14 protein-coding genes are annotated in these 17,985 nt (G+C 41.4%); 5 read left to right on the forward strand and 9 right to left on the reverse strand.

The annotated features are described in order from the left end of the window. Positions 1 to 76 precede the first annotated feature (76 nt). A complete protein-coding gene (locus tag RLN88_RS12110; RefSeq protein WP_350221671.1) occupies positions 77 to 6,049 on the forward strand; it encodes a T9SS type A sorting domain-containing protein in 5,973 nt (1,990 codons plus the stop codon). A 125-nt stretch (positions 6,050 to 6,174) separates the two neighbouring features. Here RLN88_RS12110 and rplT read toward each other — a convergent pair whose 3' ends face one another. The 9 genes from rplT to RLN88_RS12155 form a co-directional block, all read right to left on the reverse strand. Further along, entirely contained in the window at positions 6,175 to 6,516 is a 342-nt protein-coding gene (gene rplT / locus RLN88_RS12115) for a 50S ribosomal protein L20 (RefSeq protein WP_350221672.1), read from the reverse strand. 111 nt (positions 6,517 to 6,627) lie between these two features. Then, entirely contained in the window at positions 6,628 to 6,822 is a 195-nt protein-coding gene (gene rpmI / locus RLN88_RS12120; protein ID WP_350221673.1) for a 50S ribosomal protein L35, read from the reverse strand. 26 nt (positions 6,823 to 6,848) lie between these two features. Further along, the gene (infC, locus tag RLN88_RS12125; RefSeq protein WP_350221718.1) at positions 6,849 to 7,403 is read right to left on the reverse strand and encodes a translation initiation factor IF-3; all 555 of its coding nucleotides are present in this window, start codon (positions 7,401 to 7,403) and stop codon (positions 6,849 to 6,851) included. A gap of 73 nt (positions 7,404 to 7,476) precedes the next feature. After that, a complete protein-coding gene (thrS, locus tag RLN88_RS12130; protein ID WP_350221674.1) occupies positions 7,477 to 9,420 on the reverse strand; it encodes a threonine--tRNA ligase in 1,944 nt (647 codons plus the stop codon). After that, on the reverse strand, positions 9,420 to 10,490 hold the full coding sequence (locus RLN88_RS12135) for a tetratricopeptide repeat protein (protein ID WP_350221675.1): 1,071 nt from the start codon (positions 10,488 to 10,490) through the stop codon (positions 9,420 to 9,422). Before RLN88_RS12135 ends, thrS begins: the two co-directional genes overlap by 1 nt. 44 nt (positions 10,491 to 10,534) lie before the next feature. Then, a complete protein-coding gene (locus tag RLN88_RS12140; RefSeq protein WP_350221676.1) occupies positions 10,535 to 11,308 on the reverse strand; it encodes a helix-turn-helix domain-containing protein in 774 nt (257 codons plus the stop codon). A 40-nt stretch (positions 11,309 to 11,348) separates the two neighbouring features. Next, positions 11,349 to 11,591 carry a hypothetical protein gene (locus RLN88_RS12145; RefSeq protein ID WP_350221677.1) on the reverse strand — a complete coding sequence of 81 codons (243 nt, stop codon included), beginning with the start codon at positions 11,589 to 11,591 and terminating at the stop codon, positions 11,349 to 11,351. Positions 11,592 to 11,739: 148 nt separating this feature from the next. After that, positions 11,740 to 14,847: a Tn3 family transposase gene (locus RLN88_RS12150; protein ID WP_350221678.1), complete on the reverse strand. Its 3,108-nt coding sequence runs from the start codon at positions 14,845 to 14,847 to the stop codon at positions 11,740 to 11,742. A 15-nt stretch (positions 14,848 to 14,862) separates the two neighbouring features. Further along, positions 14,863 to 15,492 carry a recombinase family protein gene (locus RLN88_RS12155; protein WP_350221679.1) on the reverse strand — a complete coding sequence of 210 codons (630 nt, stop codon included), beginning with the start codon at positions 15,490 to 15,492 and terminating at the stop codon, positions 14,863 to 14,865. Between the two features lie 284 nt (positions 15,493 to 15,776). On the opposite strand from RLN88_RS12155, the gene RLN88_RS12160 reads away from it, so the two are divergent. The 4 genes from RLN88_RS12160 to RLN88_RS12175 all read left to right on the forward strand — a co-directional run bounded on the left by RLN88_RS12160 (position 15,777) and on the right by RLN88_RS12175 (position 17,885). Continuing rightward, positions 15,777 to 16,127 (forward strand): SnoaL-like domain-containing protein, encoded by a 351-nt coding sequence (locus tag RLN88_RS12160; protein WP_350206892.1) that lies wholly within the window; start codon positions 15,777 to 15,779, stop codon positions 16,125 to 16,127. An 82-nt stretch (positions 16,128 to 16,209) separates the two neighbouring features. Further along, complete coding sequence (locus RLN88_RS12165) at positions 16,210 to 16,836, forward strand: YceI family protein (RefSeq protein ID WP_350206891.1); 627 nt, start codon at positions 16,210 to 16,212, stop codon at positions 16,834 to 16,836. Between the two features lie 19 nt (positions 16,837 to 16,855). Continuing rightward, positions 16,856 to 17,227: a DoxX family protein gene (locus RLN88_RS12170; protein WP_350206890.1), complete on the forward strand. Its 372-nt coding sequence runs from the start codon at positions 16,856 to 16,858 to the stop codon at positions 17,225 to 17,227. 1 nt (position 17,228) lies between these two features. Beyond that, positions 17,229 to 17,885, forward strand: coding sequence for an NAD(P)-dependent oxidoreductase (locus RLN88_RS12175; protein ID WP_350221680.1), 657 nt, complete (start codon positions 17,229 to 17,231; stop codon positions 17,883 to 17,885). Positions 17,886 to 17,985: the final 100 nt, after the last annotated feature.

Genomic DNA, 17,985 nt, shown 5'->3' on the forward strand with positions numbered 1-17,985 from the left:
TTACCTTCAACCAAGCTATCAAACGATTTAATTAAAGAGGTGTAATGCGTTTGCACCTGGATTAACCAGAAGTCCAATGTTTGATACTACTACCATTAAGTTAAAGCCACTAGCACTATTACTATGCCTGCTTGTGGGATTCGCTGCTTATTCTCAAGACAACTGTGCCGCACGAGCGGACTTTGATTGGGATGACCATACGGGCACTCCTACGGGGAGTACATTCGGAGATGAAACTGTGGATTTTATATATTCAGTCTCAGGATCTGGCGGTATAACTTTTAATGAAACCTTCTCCGGAGACGAAATTCCCACGGATGTTAATGAGTTTAATACAGTTTGGGCAATCGCACAGGATGATAATGAAAACAACACCTATGTCATAAATTTTAATGGGGATCTACTTTACGACTTTTGCTTTGATCTTCTGGATGTAGATATAGAGGATAACAACAATGACGATGATGTAGTCACTGTCAATGCGTACGATGCATCAAACACACTTATTACCCTCACTGTAGGCGATTTATCGAATCAGGGAGACAGGATTCAGTACAATGGATCAAATGAGTTTGAAGGGATTGGTACCTCCCCCTCCGGCTTTTTTAATATCACCCCGCGCTCCAATGTAACTATTTGTTTTCCTGTTCCAATACAACGAATTGAAATTGTATATAACACACAGGCTGGTAACGCTGGATCCTATATTGGTATCAGCGACTTCAATTATTGCTCCTTAGACTTTGACAATGACGGCATCAAAGATGACTTAGAATCAGATTCTGACGGTGATGGCATCTCAAATGCTCAGGAAGGATATACTCCTGGTGATGCTGATGGAGATGGAATACCTAACGTTTACGATGCGGATTTCCCGGGAAGAGTAGATGCTAACGGAGACAATACCGATGATCGGTTCGATTCTGATTCTGATCAGGCTCCTGATGCCCTTGACCTGGATTCAGATAATGACGGCATTCTGGATGCCATCGAAAACCTCCCAGCTACTGGCGGTTTTCCGGAAGATACAGACCTGGATGGCACTGATGACTACCTGGATAGTGATTCTGATGAGGATGGCGTGAGTGACTTCATTGAAGGAAATGACATTGATTTTAACGGGGTTGCAGACATCCCCGCCTTGGCAGGAACAGATTCCGACGGAGATGGGATTGATGACAATCTGGATACTATAGATGGAATTGACACACCCGGTAACCTTACAGGATCAGCAGCCATCGTGGCAGCCAATCTGGTGGATGACGATACCACTCCTGACTACAGAGACATAGATGATGATGGTGATGGAACGCTCACCAGCGCTGAGATCCCTGATGTAAATGGTGATGGAATTCCTGATTACATTTCCGCCTGCGATGATGGATCGGTTCTAAATTTTGATGGATTTCTTACTGGATCTACTCCAGGACCCATATTTTCCGTGGATGCTGTAAATATTGAATTTGATTTCACCGATCCTACCAATTCAAATCAAGCCTACGAAATAGACAATGGCATTCAGTCAGAAAATTATGTCCTCATTGAGCAAACAACTGATGCTGCCACAGCCATCTCTCTCCTCAAAGTAAAATTCGATCGGCCACTGGAAGGCTTCTGCTTTGACCTTTTGGAAATAGACAAGATCTCAGGAAATCATGTCGATTCCATGAATGTGAGCGTGTTTAGGGATGGAGATGTTATCGTCCTTGATGGCACAAATATTATCAATGGAGCTTCTACCCAGCTCAACCCAAACAATTTTGTGGTAGGTACTGCTAATAGTGATGCTGATGAATATTTCGGAAATGTCCGATTCTGCCTTTTACAATCCGTGGATTCACTTGTCATTCGGTACAGCAATGCAATCGCCCCTGCAGGAAATCAAATCATCGGACTGGATGATTTTTCCTGGTGTGGGATTGACTCTGACTATGACGAAATCCTGGATGTTGTGGATCTCGATGATAACAACAATGGAATTGACGATCTCACAGAAGCCGGTGGTGTAGACCCGTCACTCGACACGGACGGAGATAAAATCCCTGATTTTATGGATGCAGACTTTGCAGGTTTTATTGATGCAAATGCAGACGGAATTGATGATCGCAGGGATTTAGACCTGGATGGAATACCCGATCACATTGATAAAGATACCGATAACGACGGCATCCCTGATGCAGTAGAATTGAACGGCGGAGTATTGCCAACAAATATGGATGAAGATGGAGCCTACCCTCCTTCCTATTCCCTGACCAATGATTCAGATGGAGATGGGATCGTTGATGATGTGGACACATCCACTGGTGGTACTGCCTTTGCAAATCCGGATACAGATGGAGATGGAGTAAGTGATTTCAGGGATCTTGATTCAGATGGAGATGGTATTGTTGATTTAATTGAAGCCGGTGGAACCGATGCGGATGGAGATGGTATGGTGGATAGTTTTTCCGATGCTACCAACGACGGCTTCCATGATAGTTATGATCCAGACCTGTTTGGAACCACACTACTTTCAGGCAGTGTGACCAAAAGAGCTCGTAATACGGATGGAGATGCACTGGCCGATTATCTGGATATTGACACAGATGCGGATGGTTTGATAGATAATGTGGAAGCGCAGACTACCGCAAGCTACACAGCTCCGGCTGGTGTAGATACGGACGGTGACGGACTGGATGATGCATATGATCTGGATTGTGCGCCATGTGGGGCAATAACCGGTGTGGCTTTAGCCCCTGTAAATACGGATAATGATACCAGGGCGGACTATAGAGATACGGACTCAGACGGAGATGGAGTGATTGACCCGATTGAAAGCAGGGATTCTGACAATGATGGCGTTGGTGACCAACTTGCTTCCGGCACAGATACAGATGGTGATGGCCTGGATGATGCGTTTGACCCAGATTGTGCACCATGCGGCTTAGTTACTGGTGTGACTGCCCCTACCCAGGATCTCGATGCTGATTCCGCTCCAGATTACAGGGATATTGATGATGATGGTGATGGAGTGGCTACTGCTTCGGAGGACTACAACAGTAATGAAAACTTTGCAGATGACATGACTCAGGGTGGGCCAAACCCTGACTACCTGCAATTCACCGATGACCCGGATGGGGATGGAGTAGCCAATGCCATTGACCTGGATGATAATAATGATGGAATTCCAGACACGCAGCAGTCAGATGTAACCGACTTGGATGGCGATGGAATTGTGGACAGATACGACCTTGACATGGATGGTGATGGCATTCCAAATGCAATAGAAGCAAATGACGGTGTATTGCCCACCAACATGAATGAGAATGGTCAATACCCTGTAGCATATGCCACGTCCAATGACTCTGATGGAGATGGCTATGTAGACGATATCGACGATACCGGAGGGGCTTTCACTGCTGGAACTCCACTTCCAAACAATGATTTTGACGGGGATGGCATAGCGGATGCCGCAGATGCTGATTCGGATGCTGATGGTATTCCTGATGCGATTGAATCCGTCGGAACAGATACAAACGCCAATGGCATACCAGATTTATTTACTGATACTGACGTAGACGGGAACCTGGATTACAGAGACGGAGATTCGGATGGAGATGGAATTTTAGACCTTAGAGAAGGCCAGGCAACCGCCGGGTACATAGGCGCTCCTACCGCAACTGACACAGATGGGGATGGAATCTCGGACGATTTCGATGCGGATAATGGTGGCACTGCCATTACAGGAAATGATCACGATAACGATGGCACTCCAGACTTCCAGGATTCCGATAGTGACAATGATGGTGTTTCAGATTTGATTGAAGGAAATGACAATAACGCAGACGGTGTAGAAGATGATACCCCTTCAGGAGTAGATGCTGATGGAAATGGAGTGGATGATGATTTTGATGGATCACCAGTGGTCGTTCAGGATACAGACGCAGATACTGAACCTGACTTCCGGGACAATGACGATGATGATGATGGTACTCCAACTGCCGACGAAAGCATAGATATCAATCCAGCAAATGGAACTCCTGATTATTTGGAATCTAATGGCAATACCTGTGGAACCGGTAAGGTGAACAATGGTGTGGGTAGTGCCACTGCTGTTCATGAAAACAACGGTGGAACAAGATCTGGCTCTGGAGTTGGGGCTCCAGATTATATAACTGGCGGAACAGACAATTTTACCGCCATGGCTTATGTAGATGCTGGAGGTGAATACATCACATATGATTTAGGGGAAATTGTTGCAGAAGGACAAACTATAGTTCTGACCATTTCGGCAAATCAACCGGGTTCCTCAGCCACATACTCATCATCACTCGATGATATTACATACTCTGGTGCTGTTACTTATAATAACATTACCCAACGTGACTTCAATGAGACTCAAAACTTTATTGTTCCGGCTGGAGGTGCCAGATACATACGCTTTGCTTTCGTCTCTGGGCTACCATATTTTGATGGCCTCACCTTCACTAGCTGTGCGGATGACTCTGACAATGATGGAGTGCAAGATGACTCAGATGTGGATAGTGATAACGATGGACTAACGGATTTAGTAGAAGGGAATGGTTTGGGCGATCCTTCTGCAGATGTAGATATAGATGGAATACCAAACTTCCTCGATTCGGACTTTGCCGGCTATGAGGACGCCAATGGCGATGGTATCAATGATAATTTTGATCAGGATCTGGACGGGGTTCCAAACCACCAGGACCTGGATTCAGACAATGACGGAATTCCAGACGCTGTAGAAGCAAATGGAGGTTCCCTACCAGCTAACATGACTGCTGAAGGAGCCTACCTCTCCTCCTATGTCTCTGCGAACGATACCGATGGTGATGGACTGGCTAACGATGTGGACCCAGATGATGGCGGAACTGCATTAGCTAACCCTGATTCTGATAACGGTACTGGCTATGATGATGGATTGCCCGACTTCCTGGATAGGGATTCTGACAATGATGGCATTACTGATGCTGCAGAGAACAATGGCACAGACAACAATCGTGATGGGGCTCTGGATAACTTTGTAGATACAGACGGAGACGGACTAAATGACAATGTAGACCCTGATAATGGCGGTACTGCTCTATCCATCATAAATACCGACGGAGATGGAAATCCTGATTACCTTGATACAGACTCGGACGGAGATAGTGCTGGCAGCCCGGGACTTGGAGACCTATTTGAAGGTCACGACTCAAACTTCGATGGCACCCCATCCTGGGATGATGACGGTGACTTGGTGCTGGATACAAATGAGGGCAATATTGATTTGGATGGGGATGGTATCCTTGATGCATTTGATCCGGATCAGGGTGGAATTGGTGCGGCACTTCCTAATGCCGACGGGGATGGGCTACCTAATTTCCGTGATGATGATGACGATAATGACGGTAACCTGACTATCACTGAAGACACGAATGGAGATGGTAATTACTTCAATGACTTTACGGAAGGACAATCGGGAGAATTTGCCAATGTACCAGATTACCTATACAACAATGCATCTCCACTTCCTGTGGAACTGATTAGTTTCAAAGTAACACTCAATGGGAATCAGGCTGACCTTGTTTGGGTAACCGCACAGGAAATCAACAACGATCACTTTGAAGTTGAGCACTCAAGAGATGGTATTTCTTTTGAGCATGTGGGATTTGTAAGCGGGCATGGCACCACAAATGAGCTTTCAGAATATTCTTTTACTCATTCCAGACTGCACTCCGGATTCAACTATTACCGACTGAAGCAGGTCGATTTTGACGGTCAGTTTGAATACTCTGAAATCCGAAGAATTAGCTTGGGTGCATTCGAGGATGTGTCAGTGAGCATCTACCCTAACCCCGCCAGCGAGGTTGCGAACGTTCGCATCAATGATGGAACTGCTACCAGAATAGAATTGGTAACTATAAGCGGAACGGTACTTCAGTCAATCACCTACGAAGAAGGAATCCGCGAACATACCTTTGACATTAGTAAACTAAATCAAGGGCTATACCTGATAAGGGTAACTGGCCCTGACTTGTCATCTATAAAACGACTGGTTGTCGAGTAATCGGCAGCTGGTATGAAGAGGAGAGCCCGGTGAGTGATCATCGGGCTTCTTCATTCATACACTACTGTGAAGGCCAAAAAAAAGCCCGACATTTCTGCCAGGCTTTTTATCTATTCTTCAAAATCTTACTTCACTGCATCAACAACAGCTTTGAACGCCTTTGGCTCATTCATAGCCAATTCCGCTAGTGCCTTTCTGTTGATCTCGATTCCTGCTGCATTTAGTTTGCCCATGAATACAGAGTAAGACATTCCATGCTCTCTTGCCCCAGCGTTGATCCGCTGAATCCAAAGTGCTCTAAATTCTCTTTTCTTAGCTTTTCTATCGCGGTATGCGTAGGTCCATCCTTTTTCGATGGCATTCTTGGACACGGTCCAAACGTTCTTTCTTCTACCAAAGTATCCCTTGGCATGCTTCATCATCTTCTTACGACGAGCTCTTGAAGCTACATGATTTACTGATCTCATTTTGTTTTGTTTTTGGCGATTGGTGCGTTGACTTCTTTATCAGCGTCTTTCAACCAATAACCGGGTTTTACATTTAACCATCCGCCCATTGGCGGATCTAATTAATTGAAATTACAGATTCAAAAGGTGCTTGATGTTTTTCTCATCAGCCTTGTCCACAATTGACATATAGCCGAGATTTCGCTTTTGCTTGGTCTCCTTCTTCGTCAGAATGTGGTTTTTGAATGCATGCTTTCTTTTAATCTTTCCAGTTCCGGTAAGCTTAAATCGCTTCTTGGCACTGGAGTTTGTTTTAAGTTTCGGCATTTCTACTTTATTCTATTCTATGTTAATTACTTCTTTAATTGCTTCGGCGCTACGAACAAAATCATTCGCTTTCCCTCCATCTTTGGCAACTGCTCTACCTTCCCATACTCTTCCAACGCCTGAGCAAATTTCAAGAGCAGGATTTCCCCTCTGTCTTTGAAAACAATCGTTCTTCCATAGAAGTGTACGTATGCTTTCACCTTAGCCCCATCTTTCAAAAACTTGATGGCATGGTTCAATTTAAAATTGAAGTCATGATCATCCGTATTAGGTCCAAATCTGATCTCTTTGACTACTGTCTTTTGAGCTTTGGCCTTAATTTCTTTTTGCTTCTTCTTCTGTTCGTATTTGAACTTAGAGTAGTCGATCACTTTGCAAACAGGCGGATCTGCATTTGGTGATATTTCTACCAAGTCCAGATTTTGCTCTTCAGCGATTTTTAGTGCCTGATCTATCGGGTAAACGTCAACTTTTACATTGTCTCCAACCACCCTTACTTTCCGTGCAGTGATCTTATCATTTACCTTATAAGGCTCTTCCTTCCTGATTCTTGAAGGGCCTCTTTTTCTTAGTTTAGCGATTTTACTCCTTTATTTTAGTTGAACAATAAAAAACAAAGCGCAAATATCGTGATTATTTGCTCTTAACAAAAACTCAGTTGATAAGTTCGGCTACTTTATCCTGGAAAAAACGAATAAACTCTTCTTTTTTCATGGATCCGATATCACCCGCTCCATGCTGCCTTACAGAAACTGCCCCATCAGCTGTTTCCTTCTCCCCAACGATCAGCATATATGGAATTTTCTTAACCTCTGCATCCCGAATCTTTTTTCCAATCTTCTCATCGCGCTCGTCAATGAATCCACGAATATCATTTTCCTGCATGTCGAGGTATACCTTCTTTGCATAGTCATGGTATTTCTCGGAAATTGGGAGAATGGCAATCTGCTCAGGTGCCAGCCATAGTGGGAATTCACCTGCGCAGTTTTCAATAAGGATAGCGATGAAACGCTCCATGGATCCAAAGGGTGCACGGTGGATCATTACCGGGCGGTGCTTTTGATTGTCACTTCCCACGTATTCAAGTTCAAAGCGATTTGGAAGGCTGTAGTCTACCTGAATGGTGCCCAGCTGCCACTTTCGTCCCAGTGCATCCTTCACCATGAAATCAAGTTTTGGTCCGTAAAAAGCAGCTTCTCCATATTCCACTACAGTAGTCAGACCCTTTTCATCAGCCACTTCCTGAATTTCCCGCTCTGCCCGCTCCCAATCCTCATCTTTACCGATGTATTTCTCTGGGGTTTCCGGATCCCTGAGGGAAACCTGTGCGGTGAAATCACCAAATCCGAGTGCTCCAAACACATGAAGCACTAAGTCAATCACTTTCGAAAACTCCTCTTTGACCTGATCCTGACGGCAGAAGATGTGTGCATCATCCTGAGTGAAGCCTCTCACCCGGGTAAGTCCATGCAGTTCGCCACTCTGCTCATATCTGTAAACCGTGCCAAATTCCGCATATCTGATGGGAAGATCTTTATATGACCGTGGGCGCGATTTGTATATCTCACAGTGGTGCGGGCAGTTCATCGGTTTTAGCAAAAATTCTTCATCCTCCGCTGGTGTTTTGATTGGCTGAAAGGAATCTTCACCATACTTTGCGTAATGCCCGGATGTCACATAAAGCTCCTTGCCTCCGATATGCGGTGTGACCACCTGATCGTAACCCGCTTTTAGCTGGGCTTTCCGCATGAAATTTTCCAACCGCTCCCTCAAAACTGCCCCTTTGGGAAGCCAAAGTGGGAGCCCCTTCCCTACTTTCTCCGAAAACGTGAAAAGATCCAGTTCTTTGCCAATCTTTCGATGGTCCCGCTGCTTGGCTTGCTCCAAAAGCTCCAGGTATTCTGTCAGCTCTTTTTGTTTGGGAAAAGAGATGGCGTACAGACGGGTAAGCTGCTTTCGTTTCTCATCTCCCCTCCAATATGCACCAGCTACATTCAGGATTTTTACCGCCTTGATGTAGCCTGTGTGAGGAATATGAGGTCCACGACACAAATCCGTGAAGTTCCCCTGATGATAGAAAGTAATGCTTCCGTCTTCCAATCCATCAATGAGTTCAAGCTTGTACTCATCCCCTTTTTCTTTGTAGAAAGCGATGGCATCTGCTTTGGAAATATCCTGCCGCTTAAATTCGTTTTTCTCTCTGGCCAGTTCAAGCATTTTGTTTTCTATGGCCTCCAGATTGTCAGCATCAAATTCAATATCCCCGAAATCAATATCATAGTAGAAACCATTTTCGATTGGTGGGCCAATTCCAAGCTTGATTCCGGGATAAAGTGCTTCAAGTGCCTCAGCCATCAGGTGTGCAGTCGAATGCCACATGGTGGACTTCCCTTCATCGTCATTCCAGGTGAGTAGCTGTAGATTGGCGTCTTGCTCTATTGGCCTAAATGAATCACGGACTTCTCCATTTACTTTGGCAGCCAATACATTTCTTGCCAGTCCTTCGCTGATACTCATCGCAACGTCTAGTGCTGTGCTACCTTTTTCGTAGTTTCTCTTTGAGCCGTCTGGCAGAGTAATGGTGATTTGATCACTCATTAATTTTCTATTTTTTTCGATTCTAATTCTTTGAGGGGAAGTCTATTTGCTTCCTCCAATTTTAAGCGCTGCAAATATGCAATTTTTCGCTGTATAAGGTCTATTCTTTGGATTGCTAATGTATCTGATGGATTCATTTCCACGAGGTAATTGAAGTAGTCCAACGAAGTGGAAAACCAGCCTCTGTCTTCATACAGCCTTCCCAACTTCCAGATAGGTTTTCGATCTGTTGAATCCCTGACTACTGCCTCCTGCAAAATCATGCTTGCAGAATCTAAAAGGAGTTCATTTTTGTACCATTCTGCCAAAAGATAGGTAATGGTGTCTTGTGATATGAACGATTTTACAATTCTCCTGGCTATTGTTCCCCGTCCATTGCCATTCAGTAATCGTGCATATTCAATCTGCTGATCCTTATCTAAAAGCTGCTGATCCAGCAGATTATCCAAAACTTTAAATCCAAATTCCAGATGGCCAATCCCTATCAGCAAGTTTCCATAATTCCACATCAACTCTTGATTTGGGTCTTGCTGATAAACCTTCCCGAGGTTGTAAGCGGCCAATGCCGTATCTCTGAGCTTCAGGTATTGTCTTGAGGCAAAAAGCAGATCATCTAATGATTGATGGTCTACTAAATATTTTCGCAATTTGATGGTGGCAAACTCCTTCCTGCCCAGCCTGGTGAGGCATTCAATATATTCCTTGGCATATTTTTCTCCCAGATCATATTCCTCACTCCAGCGATCAATCAAATCTGCGAGAAGTTGGTAGCGTTCATGTCTCCGATAGTAAGCAATGTATTGCTCCACCAACTGATTGGTCATCCCATGTTTATTCTTATGGGCATCTAGCGCAGAGATGCAGGTAGTGGGCCACCCCAGTTGCTCACAGTAAAACAACTTCTGATCTACCAACTTATCATTGCCAGGATCGGACTCCAACTCATCATTGATCCTCTGCATTGCCTCATTGTAAAATCCGGCATGAAGTTCCGGCACCACAATCTTGTCTCGCTGAGGTGAAGAACAAGCAATGAATGATAAAAAAAGTATAATTGATAGCCCACGCATGCAGGCTCAAAGTTAGACTAAAGATGCATTTGAAATGGGTCGCCTTAGGTATTCTTCTTGAGTTGCTCCACCTCACTCCTTAGATTTCCAATCATACCCATCAGCTGATCCATGGACATCTCATTGGTGGTGTTGGGGTCAGGGAACTCGACGGAAATATATGCTTTGGCTTCCCAGATTTCCATTACTTCTGTCGGATCCAGTTCATATGAACTAAATGATTTATTATCTGAGACCAGAAAGAGCTTACCCTTTTCTTCAATGTAATTAAAAACGCGCTTGTAAACCACCCCTTCTGATTTGGTTACCAGCACGTAGGTATTCCCATTTCGAATGTGGTTGAGCTGCTCGAGATACTTTCCAATCACGATACTGCCAGATACCAATGGAAGCATGGAGTCTCCGGCAATTTCAAAGGCCCGATAAGTACCTCCTTTAGGCAACACAGGCAGGTGAAACCTCGGCAAATCGGTCAAATATTCCGGATCAGCATAGCCATTTGTATAGCCTGCAGCAGCTTTTGTTGGCACAAGCTGGATGTATTCTTCATTTGCATTCTCATCCACCGTAACAGCGAGCACCCTCACATTCTGCTTTGGAACCCTGTTTTCCTTTGTTAGGTCCTCATTGATCAGCTCGTCAACGGTCACATCAAAAAGTTCTGCCATTTTGGAGAGCGTAACCAGCCGAGGGTCTGCCCGGCCTTCTTCATATGCGCCGACAGACGGCCGATTGATTCCCAATGCCTGGGCAAATGTCTCCTGAGTAAAGCCTTTTTTCTTTCTCAGGTATTTTATGTTATTCGGTATTCGAGCCATTATTCAAAAATCATTAGGTTAGTTGGCTGGGCTTCCTGCCCTACATGAAGAGATGAAGGTGCGCATACTCTGCATCGCGATCCAGCAGCTTCAGGCGCTTCCTGATCCGGCTAATGACAGATTTCAATGTTTCCTCTGCCTCTACCAGTACATAGCCATAAAGCTGTTTATCCTGCCTTACTGTTGCAAAGAACTTTACCTGATATCTTCCCGAATTCAACTTTTTCGAAGAAATCCTTAGTTTGAAATAATCATCAAGAATTAAGTCCTTGGCTACCTCCATCGTTTTAATTTTGATGTTAAATTTAGCAAATAATATTAAATACTAAAATTTTTAGATTTTAAGATGCGATAATATAGTTTCTGCCTTCCTCATAGCCTTTTCCATTTAGATATGTTGGCCTTCAAGGTCTATACGGGTGTGATGTACATTAGGAAACTACTTGTAGTGATCTAATCTTATCGAACTCAAATGAACTTATCTCTCCATTATCGAATAGATTTTCAAAGTCATACTCTCCATGTATGTTTATATGTTGCCAAGTCATGATTGATCCATTTCTCACCTTTCGAAGAATTTCTTGAAACTCTGATTCGTCATCCGTCTTTGCTAGCCGATCACTAATTTTCAAGTAGTTGAAAAGAATAATAACATTTTGAATTAGATGCCGAGTAGCTACAGCAAGCTCCTGTTCTTCTTTTGTTTTCACCTTTATTTCTTGATTATTCCCGAAGAAAATTGCTTTAGCAAACTGATGGGAAAGTTCAATTCTATTTAAGGCTTTTTCAGTCGATTGCCTTAGTTCCAACTCATCAAGGTATTTGAGTAAGAAGTACGTTTTGAATGTTCGCCCAACCTGTTTTAGTCCTTTATATAAAGGATGTTGTTTTGAGTATGAACTTAGCCTTTTCAAGATACGTGATGCTGTCGTTTCTCTAAGCTTAATTGTAACCAACAATCGTAATATATTATCCCATTGCTCTTCTATAATATTTGTATTGATATAGGTTTGAGCATTTGGGACTATTTTGTAATTAAGCTGTTCATATGATTTTCTTGGATTCTGTTTAAACGTGTATTTGAGTTGGTCTTTGTAATTTTTGATTCTTGGTGCAAAGAATACACCTATACCATTGGTTATGCCAAAGATGATTTCGCTAAATCCATGTGTATCGGTTGAATGAATATCGCTTTCAATATCCTCATTGTGCATTAAGCCATCAATAACATATGCCGCCTCTCTTTCTGATGAACTTATTACGGTATTATAGTATAGTCTACTTGTTTCATCTATGAAGCTGTAAGCACTCACTCCCCTCCCAGATCCAAAATACTTAAACGAAAAGTTTGCATTTATTGAAGGTACGGTAACACTAAATTTTTGTCCATCACTAGATGTGTGATTTTGGTTAATTTCCTTCTTGTAGAGCTTTGGCAAGGACAGATCATTAATTATTGCATTGATTTTGTTATTCGCAGTATCCAAATTCTCTTTGCTGAAATACCATTTTATCAAATAGTCAAGGCTATCTGGTGTTACTCCCTTAGAAATCTGTCCCATTTTTCTTATTCCGATGTTACAGCCCAATCCAATTATTGCAGCGTAAAATGCTTCATTTGATGGAGTACTTTTTTGTCCCTTCTGTCCAAAGTAGAGAAAATTTTGAGTGAATTTAGATACGAGATTAGCCTCCGAAAGAACAAGCGGTAAAGGAATAATTCCCCTTTCATCTTCGAGAAGGTCTAATAACCCACTTTGATCTGGTTTTTCCACTTTTGGAGTCACAACCTTTGCTGCCCCAGAATTAGTGAAAGTCAAATGGTCATTAGTTTTTATGTTCTCATTGGTTTTTAAATATTGTTCATGAAGGCTAAAAGTCATTCTATTGATGAACACTTTCACATCTCTTTCAAATGGTAAAGCAGCCCTATCGAGTAGGCTGTCCTTTTGGTTTTCCCATCTTTCCTGAGAAATAAGATATTCTTCAACCGCCCTATATCTTTCTGAGTTACTAAGGTTTAGTGAGCCCCTTTTGATGTGCTCAACAACTTGAATAAATAGAATTACTTTCCAGATAATCCATTCATCCCCTGGGTAATCCTTCATTCCCAGTAGACTCCTAGAGTCCATGAATTTTACAGGAAGTTTATTCAATGAACTGACCTGACTATTGTTTCTAAAGAAATCTATTGCATCAATAATGTCAAGATTTGAAGTCGACCTATTGAAGTCTAAAACCCGAATTATTCCCCCAGTACGATTCTGAATTTTCCTATAGTTCTTTATAAACTTTTCATACATCAATTGATTTTTTAATCCGGAAGAAATCGAAGTTTCTAGCTTTATAAGCTCTTCTTCAATTTTCTTTTGCTGTGCCTGTCGATCACCTCTCGATTTATCAATGTCATAAAAGATCTCTTGTATCCGAGCAACCTTTTCACTATCATTTTGAACATTAGAAAACGCTAATTGTCTCATATGCTCTACGTGATCTGATAAGGATCTGACCATTTGGATGACTTTTTTTGTCTGCTGAACACGAACAGGCCTCTGATTTAAAAAATCATCTGTAATTTCTTTTTCAATATCATTTTGAAACTTTTGAGTACACTTCAGAAGGGTATCTACGAATAGGTCCTGTCTTATTCGATATTGATATATTATAAAAGCCAAAAAGTATAGGTGTCTTTTAGAAGGCTCTGAAATTGTCAAGAATTTGATATGTTTAGACTTAATAAGCCATAATGCATAGTAGTTAAGCAACTGATCGGATAGATCAATTTTTTCTAAAGAGGTTTCAAATTGCCTGAACAAATCGGCAACAACCTGAAAATCCTTTAAGCTTTCCTTAATCTTACTTGGGGTTATTTCCTGCTCTGGAGTCTTAATAGTTGTCAGTAAGTATGGATTACTAGGTGAGAGCGGTTTAGTAGGATCTTTTGGTAATTCGAGGATAGAGTCAATTTCATCTCTTTGCGATTGGCCCAATACTCTTGACACGCTATCCAAAAGGTCACTCTCTAATTTCCTGAGAGCTTTAGTAATCACATCGGCAAAAACGTGATATGTAGGAATTTCAACGTTTCTTTCGTCAAGAATTTTAAGAAGTGTATGTATTATCTGCTTTGGTTTTAATGCAGTTTTAACTAAACCCTCAACCTCTTGAATAAACTGACCTTTCCAATTAGAGAACAAGGTAATTCCAAGACTTTTTGCGATAATGGATTTCTGCTCCGAATATGTGACTCTATGATAGTTATCAAAAGATGGCAGTTCATATAAACCTAACTTATTGATTACATATCGGACGTCATCTTGATGAAAATCTTTGACTTGATAAAATCTCCCACTTGCCTTAAAGTAGCCTTTTAGTAAAATGAATGCTACGAGAGTCTTTGGCTTCCGAAAATGATTCTGATATTGACGTACTGAGGATATATCAAAAAACGCTTCTCTTTGATCATCATCTAATTCAGGGACTTTGTCAAAGTCACTTTTTTCGTATTCGTTGAGAATATTTAATAGCAAGGCTCGCAATGTCTAAAAATGAATTTACTTAATTTTTATCTCATCTTGTAAATCCTTTACCTTCTTGATTGTGTTTGGTGAACACTTGCACAGCTTCTGAATCTCCCTAGAGGAATATCCTTTGGATAAATACTTTTGAATGTCGGTATGCTTGGAAATAAACTTATCTACCGATTCCCTTGATCCAATCTTTCTTCCAGTGGTAAGTCCTTTAGCTTTACGAGACCTTATCCCTGATTTGATTCTATAACTCATTTGTTCACTTTCAAGCCTGGCCAGGTCAGCCATAATCGTAACAATCAATTTTGTAAATATTTCGCTGGACGAATCTGATTTGTTTATAGTTGTTCCCAGGTTATGTATATATATAGCTACTGATTTTTTTTTAAGTTCTTCAATAAGTCCGAGAACTTCATGAGTATTCCTTCCAAGTCTTGAAACTTCTGAGACCATGATACATTCAATGTTTTTAGAATCAACAAATGCTAATGCCTTCTGAAGAACTGGACGCTCATTGATAGAAACCGAAAATCCAGATATCTTTTCTGAGAAGACCTTAATAATCTCAAAGTCTTTGAGAGACTTCATATCGTTAACCTGTCTTAAGGTTGATTGATCCTTGGTTGAAACTCTTGTGTATAGAATTGCTTTCATGTTATCTTTTAAAGACTAGCTAAAATAGTATCTATTTTTAAAGCTAATGATAAAGGAATTGGTCAAACATCAAAAAAATGATAACATTATTTATTTAATAACATCTAATAAAGAAAATTATATATTATGAATACCAATTAATAAAGTACAAGAATGACAAACTGAGCCTACAATCTCCTTTTAATTTACGATTTTAAAATATATGTTTAGACATATTTTGTCTAAACTTTTAATTAGATTCACTTATTAATATTTAATTAATCAACACTTAAATCCAGAAAGAAATGAGTTTAAAAGAAAAAATTGAAGACCTGAATGAGATGATTTTGTCCGGACAAATGATGGAGGCTTTTGAAAAACACTACCATACCGATGTTTCTATGCAAGAAAATAGTCAACCACCGACAATTGGAAAAGATGCTAACAGGGAACGTGAAATTGAGTCAATGGGAAATATTGAAACATTCCATGGCGCAGAAGTAAAAAGTGTTGCGATTGGAGACGATGTGACTATGGTAGAATGGGAAATGGATGTGACCTATAAAGGAGCGCCTCGGATGACCATGTGCCAAGTAGCTGTCCAAAGGTGGCAGGATGGACAGATAATCCATGAACGATTTTATTATTCTTCTTAATATGAAAGAGCTTTCATATAGATATTCAACTTTTTACTTATAGCATGATTTGAAAACTATCTAAAACCAATAAACGATGAAAATGAAAACCAGATTGATCGCAAGCTTACTTATCCTAGGGCTATTTGCGTGTAACAATTCAAACAAAAATGAGTCTTCTGACTCTAGGGAACAAGTAGCAAATGAAGACACAGTCACCTCAGTTTCTTACGCAATTGACACAACCAGTTTTGTAAACTGGAAGGGTAGCATGATTGGCGTATATGCCCATGAAGGAACTATCGGCTTCAAAGAAGGATCACTCACAATTACAGGTGGCATTGTGTCTGAGGGTGCCTTTATCGTGGACATGTCATCAATGGTCACTACGGATGATGATGCGTTGTATGAAATGGCTCCTCGTGAAAAGTTGATCGGGCACCTTCAGTCTGATGACTTTTTTAGCGTAGAGACTTTTCCAACAGCGAGTTTTACGGTAAAAAGTGCCACAGAAGGTTCAATCACCGGAGATCTGACCATTAAAGGGGTAACAAATGAAGAGACGGTTACGAATGTTTCCATAGATGAAGACGGAGGAAAGCTAAGTGCAAGCGGAAATCTAACTTTTGACCGTCAGATCTATGGGATTTCATATAAAAACACAATGGGAGACATGGTCCTGGCAGATGAAATTGAGCTTCGCATTGAACTTTTAGCTACAAAAAAATAGTATCTAATCATTAGTTAATATGGAAACAAAACAATTATCAAAAAGCAGAAAGTTAACCAGCTGGATCATAGCTGGTTTATTAACATCTCTCTTCCTTTATAGCGCATCGGGCAAATTTATTGCCCCAGAAATGACAGAGATGTTTGAGGCATTTGGGTTATCAAAATGGATTACGATTATTGCCATTGGTGAAATAATTTCTACAATCCTTTTTCTCTTTCCCAAAACCAACATTTTTGGTTCATTCCTCTTGAGTTCATATATGGGAGGTGCCATAGTGGCACACATGAGTATTGGTGATTCTTTTCTAGTGCAATCTGTAGTCCTAATATTGGTTTGGGCTGTGGCTTTTTTGAGGAATCCAGAGCTATTGGCTAGTTTCAAAAATTAACATGAACATTGCAATTTTCGGAGCTACAGGAAGAACTGGCATTCATCTGGTAGATGAAGCCGTTTCTTTAGGCCATCATCCTGTTTGCCTGGTGCGTGACGAATCTTCTTCAAAACTATCTTCGAAGAAGGTGTCCATCATATCCGGGTCACCACTTGAATATGAAGATGTCTTGAAAACCATTGATGGTTGTGAGGCGGTATTTTGTGCGCTAAACATTGCTCGAGTATCTGATAATCCCTGGTCGAAAGTTGTTTCACCTCAGAACCTTTTAGAACAGTCCATGTCCAATATTGTGAGGGTAATGAAAGAGAAAGGGATTAAAAGGATATTGACTGTGTCTGCCTGGGGAGTGGCGGATAGCTATGAAGAAACCAACTGGATGTTTAAACTATTGATCAACAAAACCAATGTAGGCACTGCTTATAGGGGGCATGAGCAACAGGAAAAAATCCTGAAGGAGAGCGACCTGGAGTGGACGTCTGTGAGACCTGTCGGATTAACAAATAGTCTTAAACATAAACCAACACGTGTAAGCATAGATGGTTCAAAAAAACTTCGCATGACAATTGGAAGAAAGGACGTAGCTAAGTTTATGCTGAGTATCTTAAAAGATGAGCAATATTTTAAGAAAGCTCCTAGTATTTCAAACGATTAAGATGAGGGCAGCTCAGAAATTTTGATCTTTTTGAGCTGTCTTCTTTCATTTACTACATAATTGAATAGGACATTAAGCTTATGAATAAATTGGAATTAAC

This window comes from Ekhidna sp., from assembly GCF_040223195.1.
Taxonomy (GTDB): domain Bacteria; phylum Bacteroidota; class Bacteroidia; order Cytophagales; family Cyclobacteriaceae; genus Ekhidna.

What these genes read in the sequence shown, in the direction of transcription:
- rplT (WP_350221672.1), bottom strand. Translation starts at nt 6,516, where the DNA reads ATGAGATCAGTAAATCATGTAGCTTCAAGAGCTCGTCGTAAGAAGATG.
- rpmI (WP_350221673.1), bottom strand. Translation starts at nt 6,822, where the DNA reads ATGCCGAAACTTAAAACAAACTCCAGTGCCAAGAAGCGATTTAAGCTT.
- RLN88_RS12155 (WP_350221679.1), bottom strand. Translation starts at nt 15,492, where the DNA reads ATGAAAGCAATTCTATACACAAGAGTTTCAACCAAGGATCAATCAACC.
- RLN88_RS12135 (WP_350221675.1), bottom strand. Translation starts at nt 10,490, where the DNA reads ATGCGTGGGCTATCAATTATACTTTTTTTATCATTCATTGCTTGTTCT.
- RLN88_RS12110 (WP_350221671.1), top strand. Translation starts at nt 77, where the DNA reads ATGTTTGATACTACTACCATTAAGTTAAAGCCACTAGCACTATTACTA.
- RLN88_RS12175 (WP_350221680.1), top strand. Translation starts at nt 17,229, where the DNA reads ATGAACATTGCAATTTTCGGAGCTACAGGAAGAACTGGCATTCATCTG.
- RLN88_RS12140 (WP_350221676.1), bottom strand. Translation starts at nt 11,308, where the DNA reads ATGGCTCGAATACCGAATAACATAAAATACCTGAGAAAGAAAAAAGGC.
- RLN88_RS12170 (WP_350206890.1), top strand. Translation starts at nt 16,856, where the DNA reads ATGGAAACAAAACAATTATCAAAAAGCAGAAAGTTAACCAGCTGGATC.
- thrS (WP_350221674.1), bottom strand. Translation starts at nt 9,420, where the DNA reads ATGAGTGATCAAATCACCATTACTCTGCCAGACGGCTCAAAGAGAAAC.
- RLN88_RS12165 (WP_350206891.1), top strand. Translation starts at nt 16,210, where the DNA reads ATGAAAACCAGATTGATCGCAAGCTTACTTATCCTAGGGCTATTTGCG.
- RLN88_RS12145 (WP_350221677.1), bottom strand. Translation starts at nt 11,591, where the DNA reads ATGGAGGTAGCCAAGGACTTAATTCTTGATGATTATTTCAAACTAAGG.
- RLN88_RS12160 (WP_350206892.1), top strand. Translation starts at nt 15,777, where the DNA reads ATGAGTTTAAAAGAAAAAATTGAAGACCTGAATGAGATGATTTTGTCC.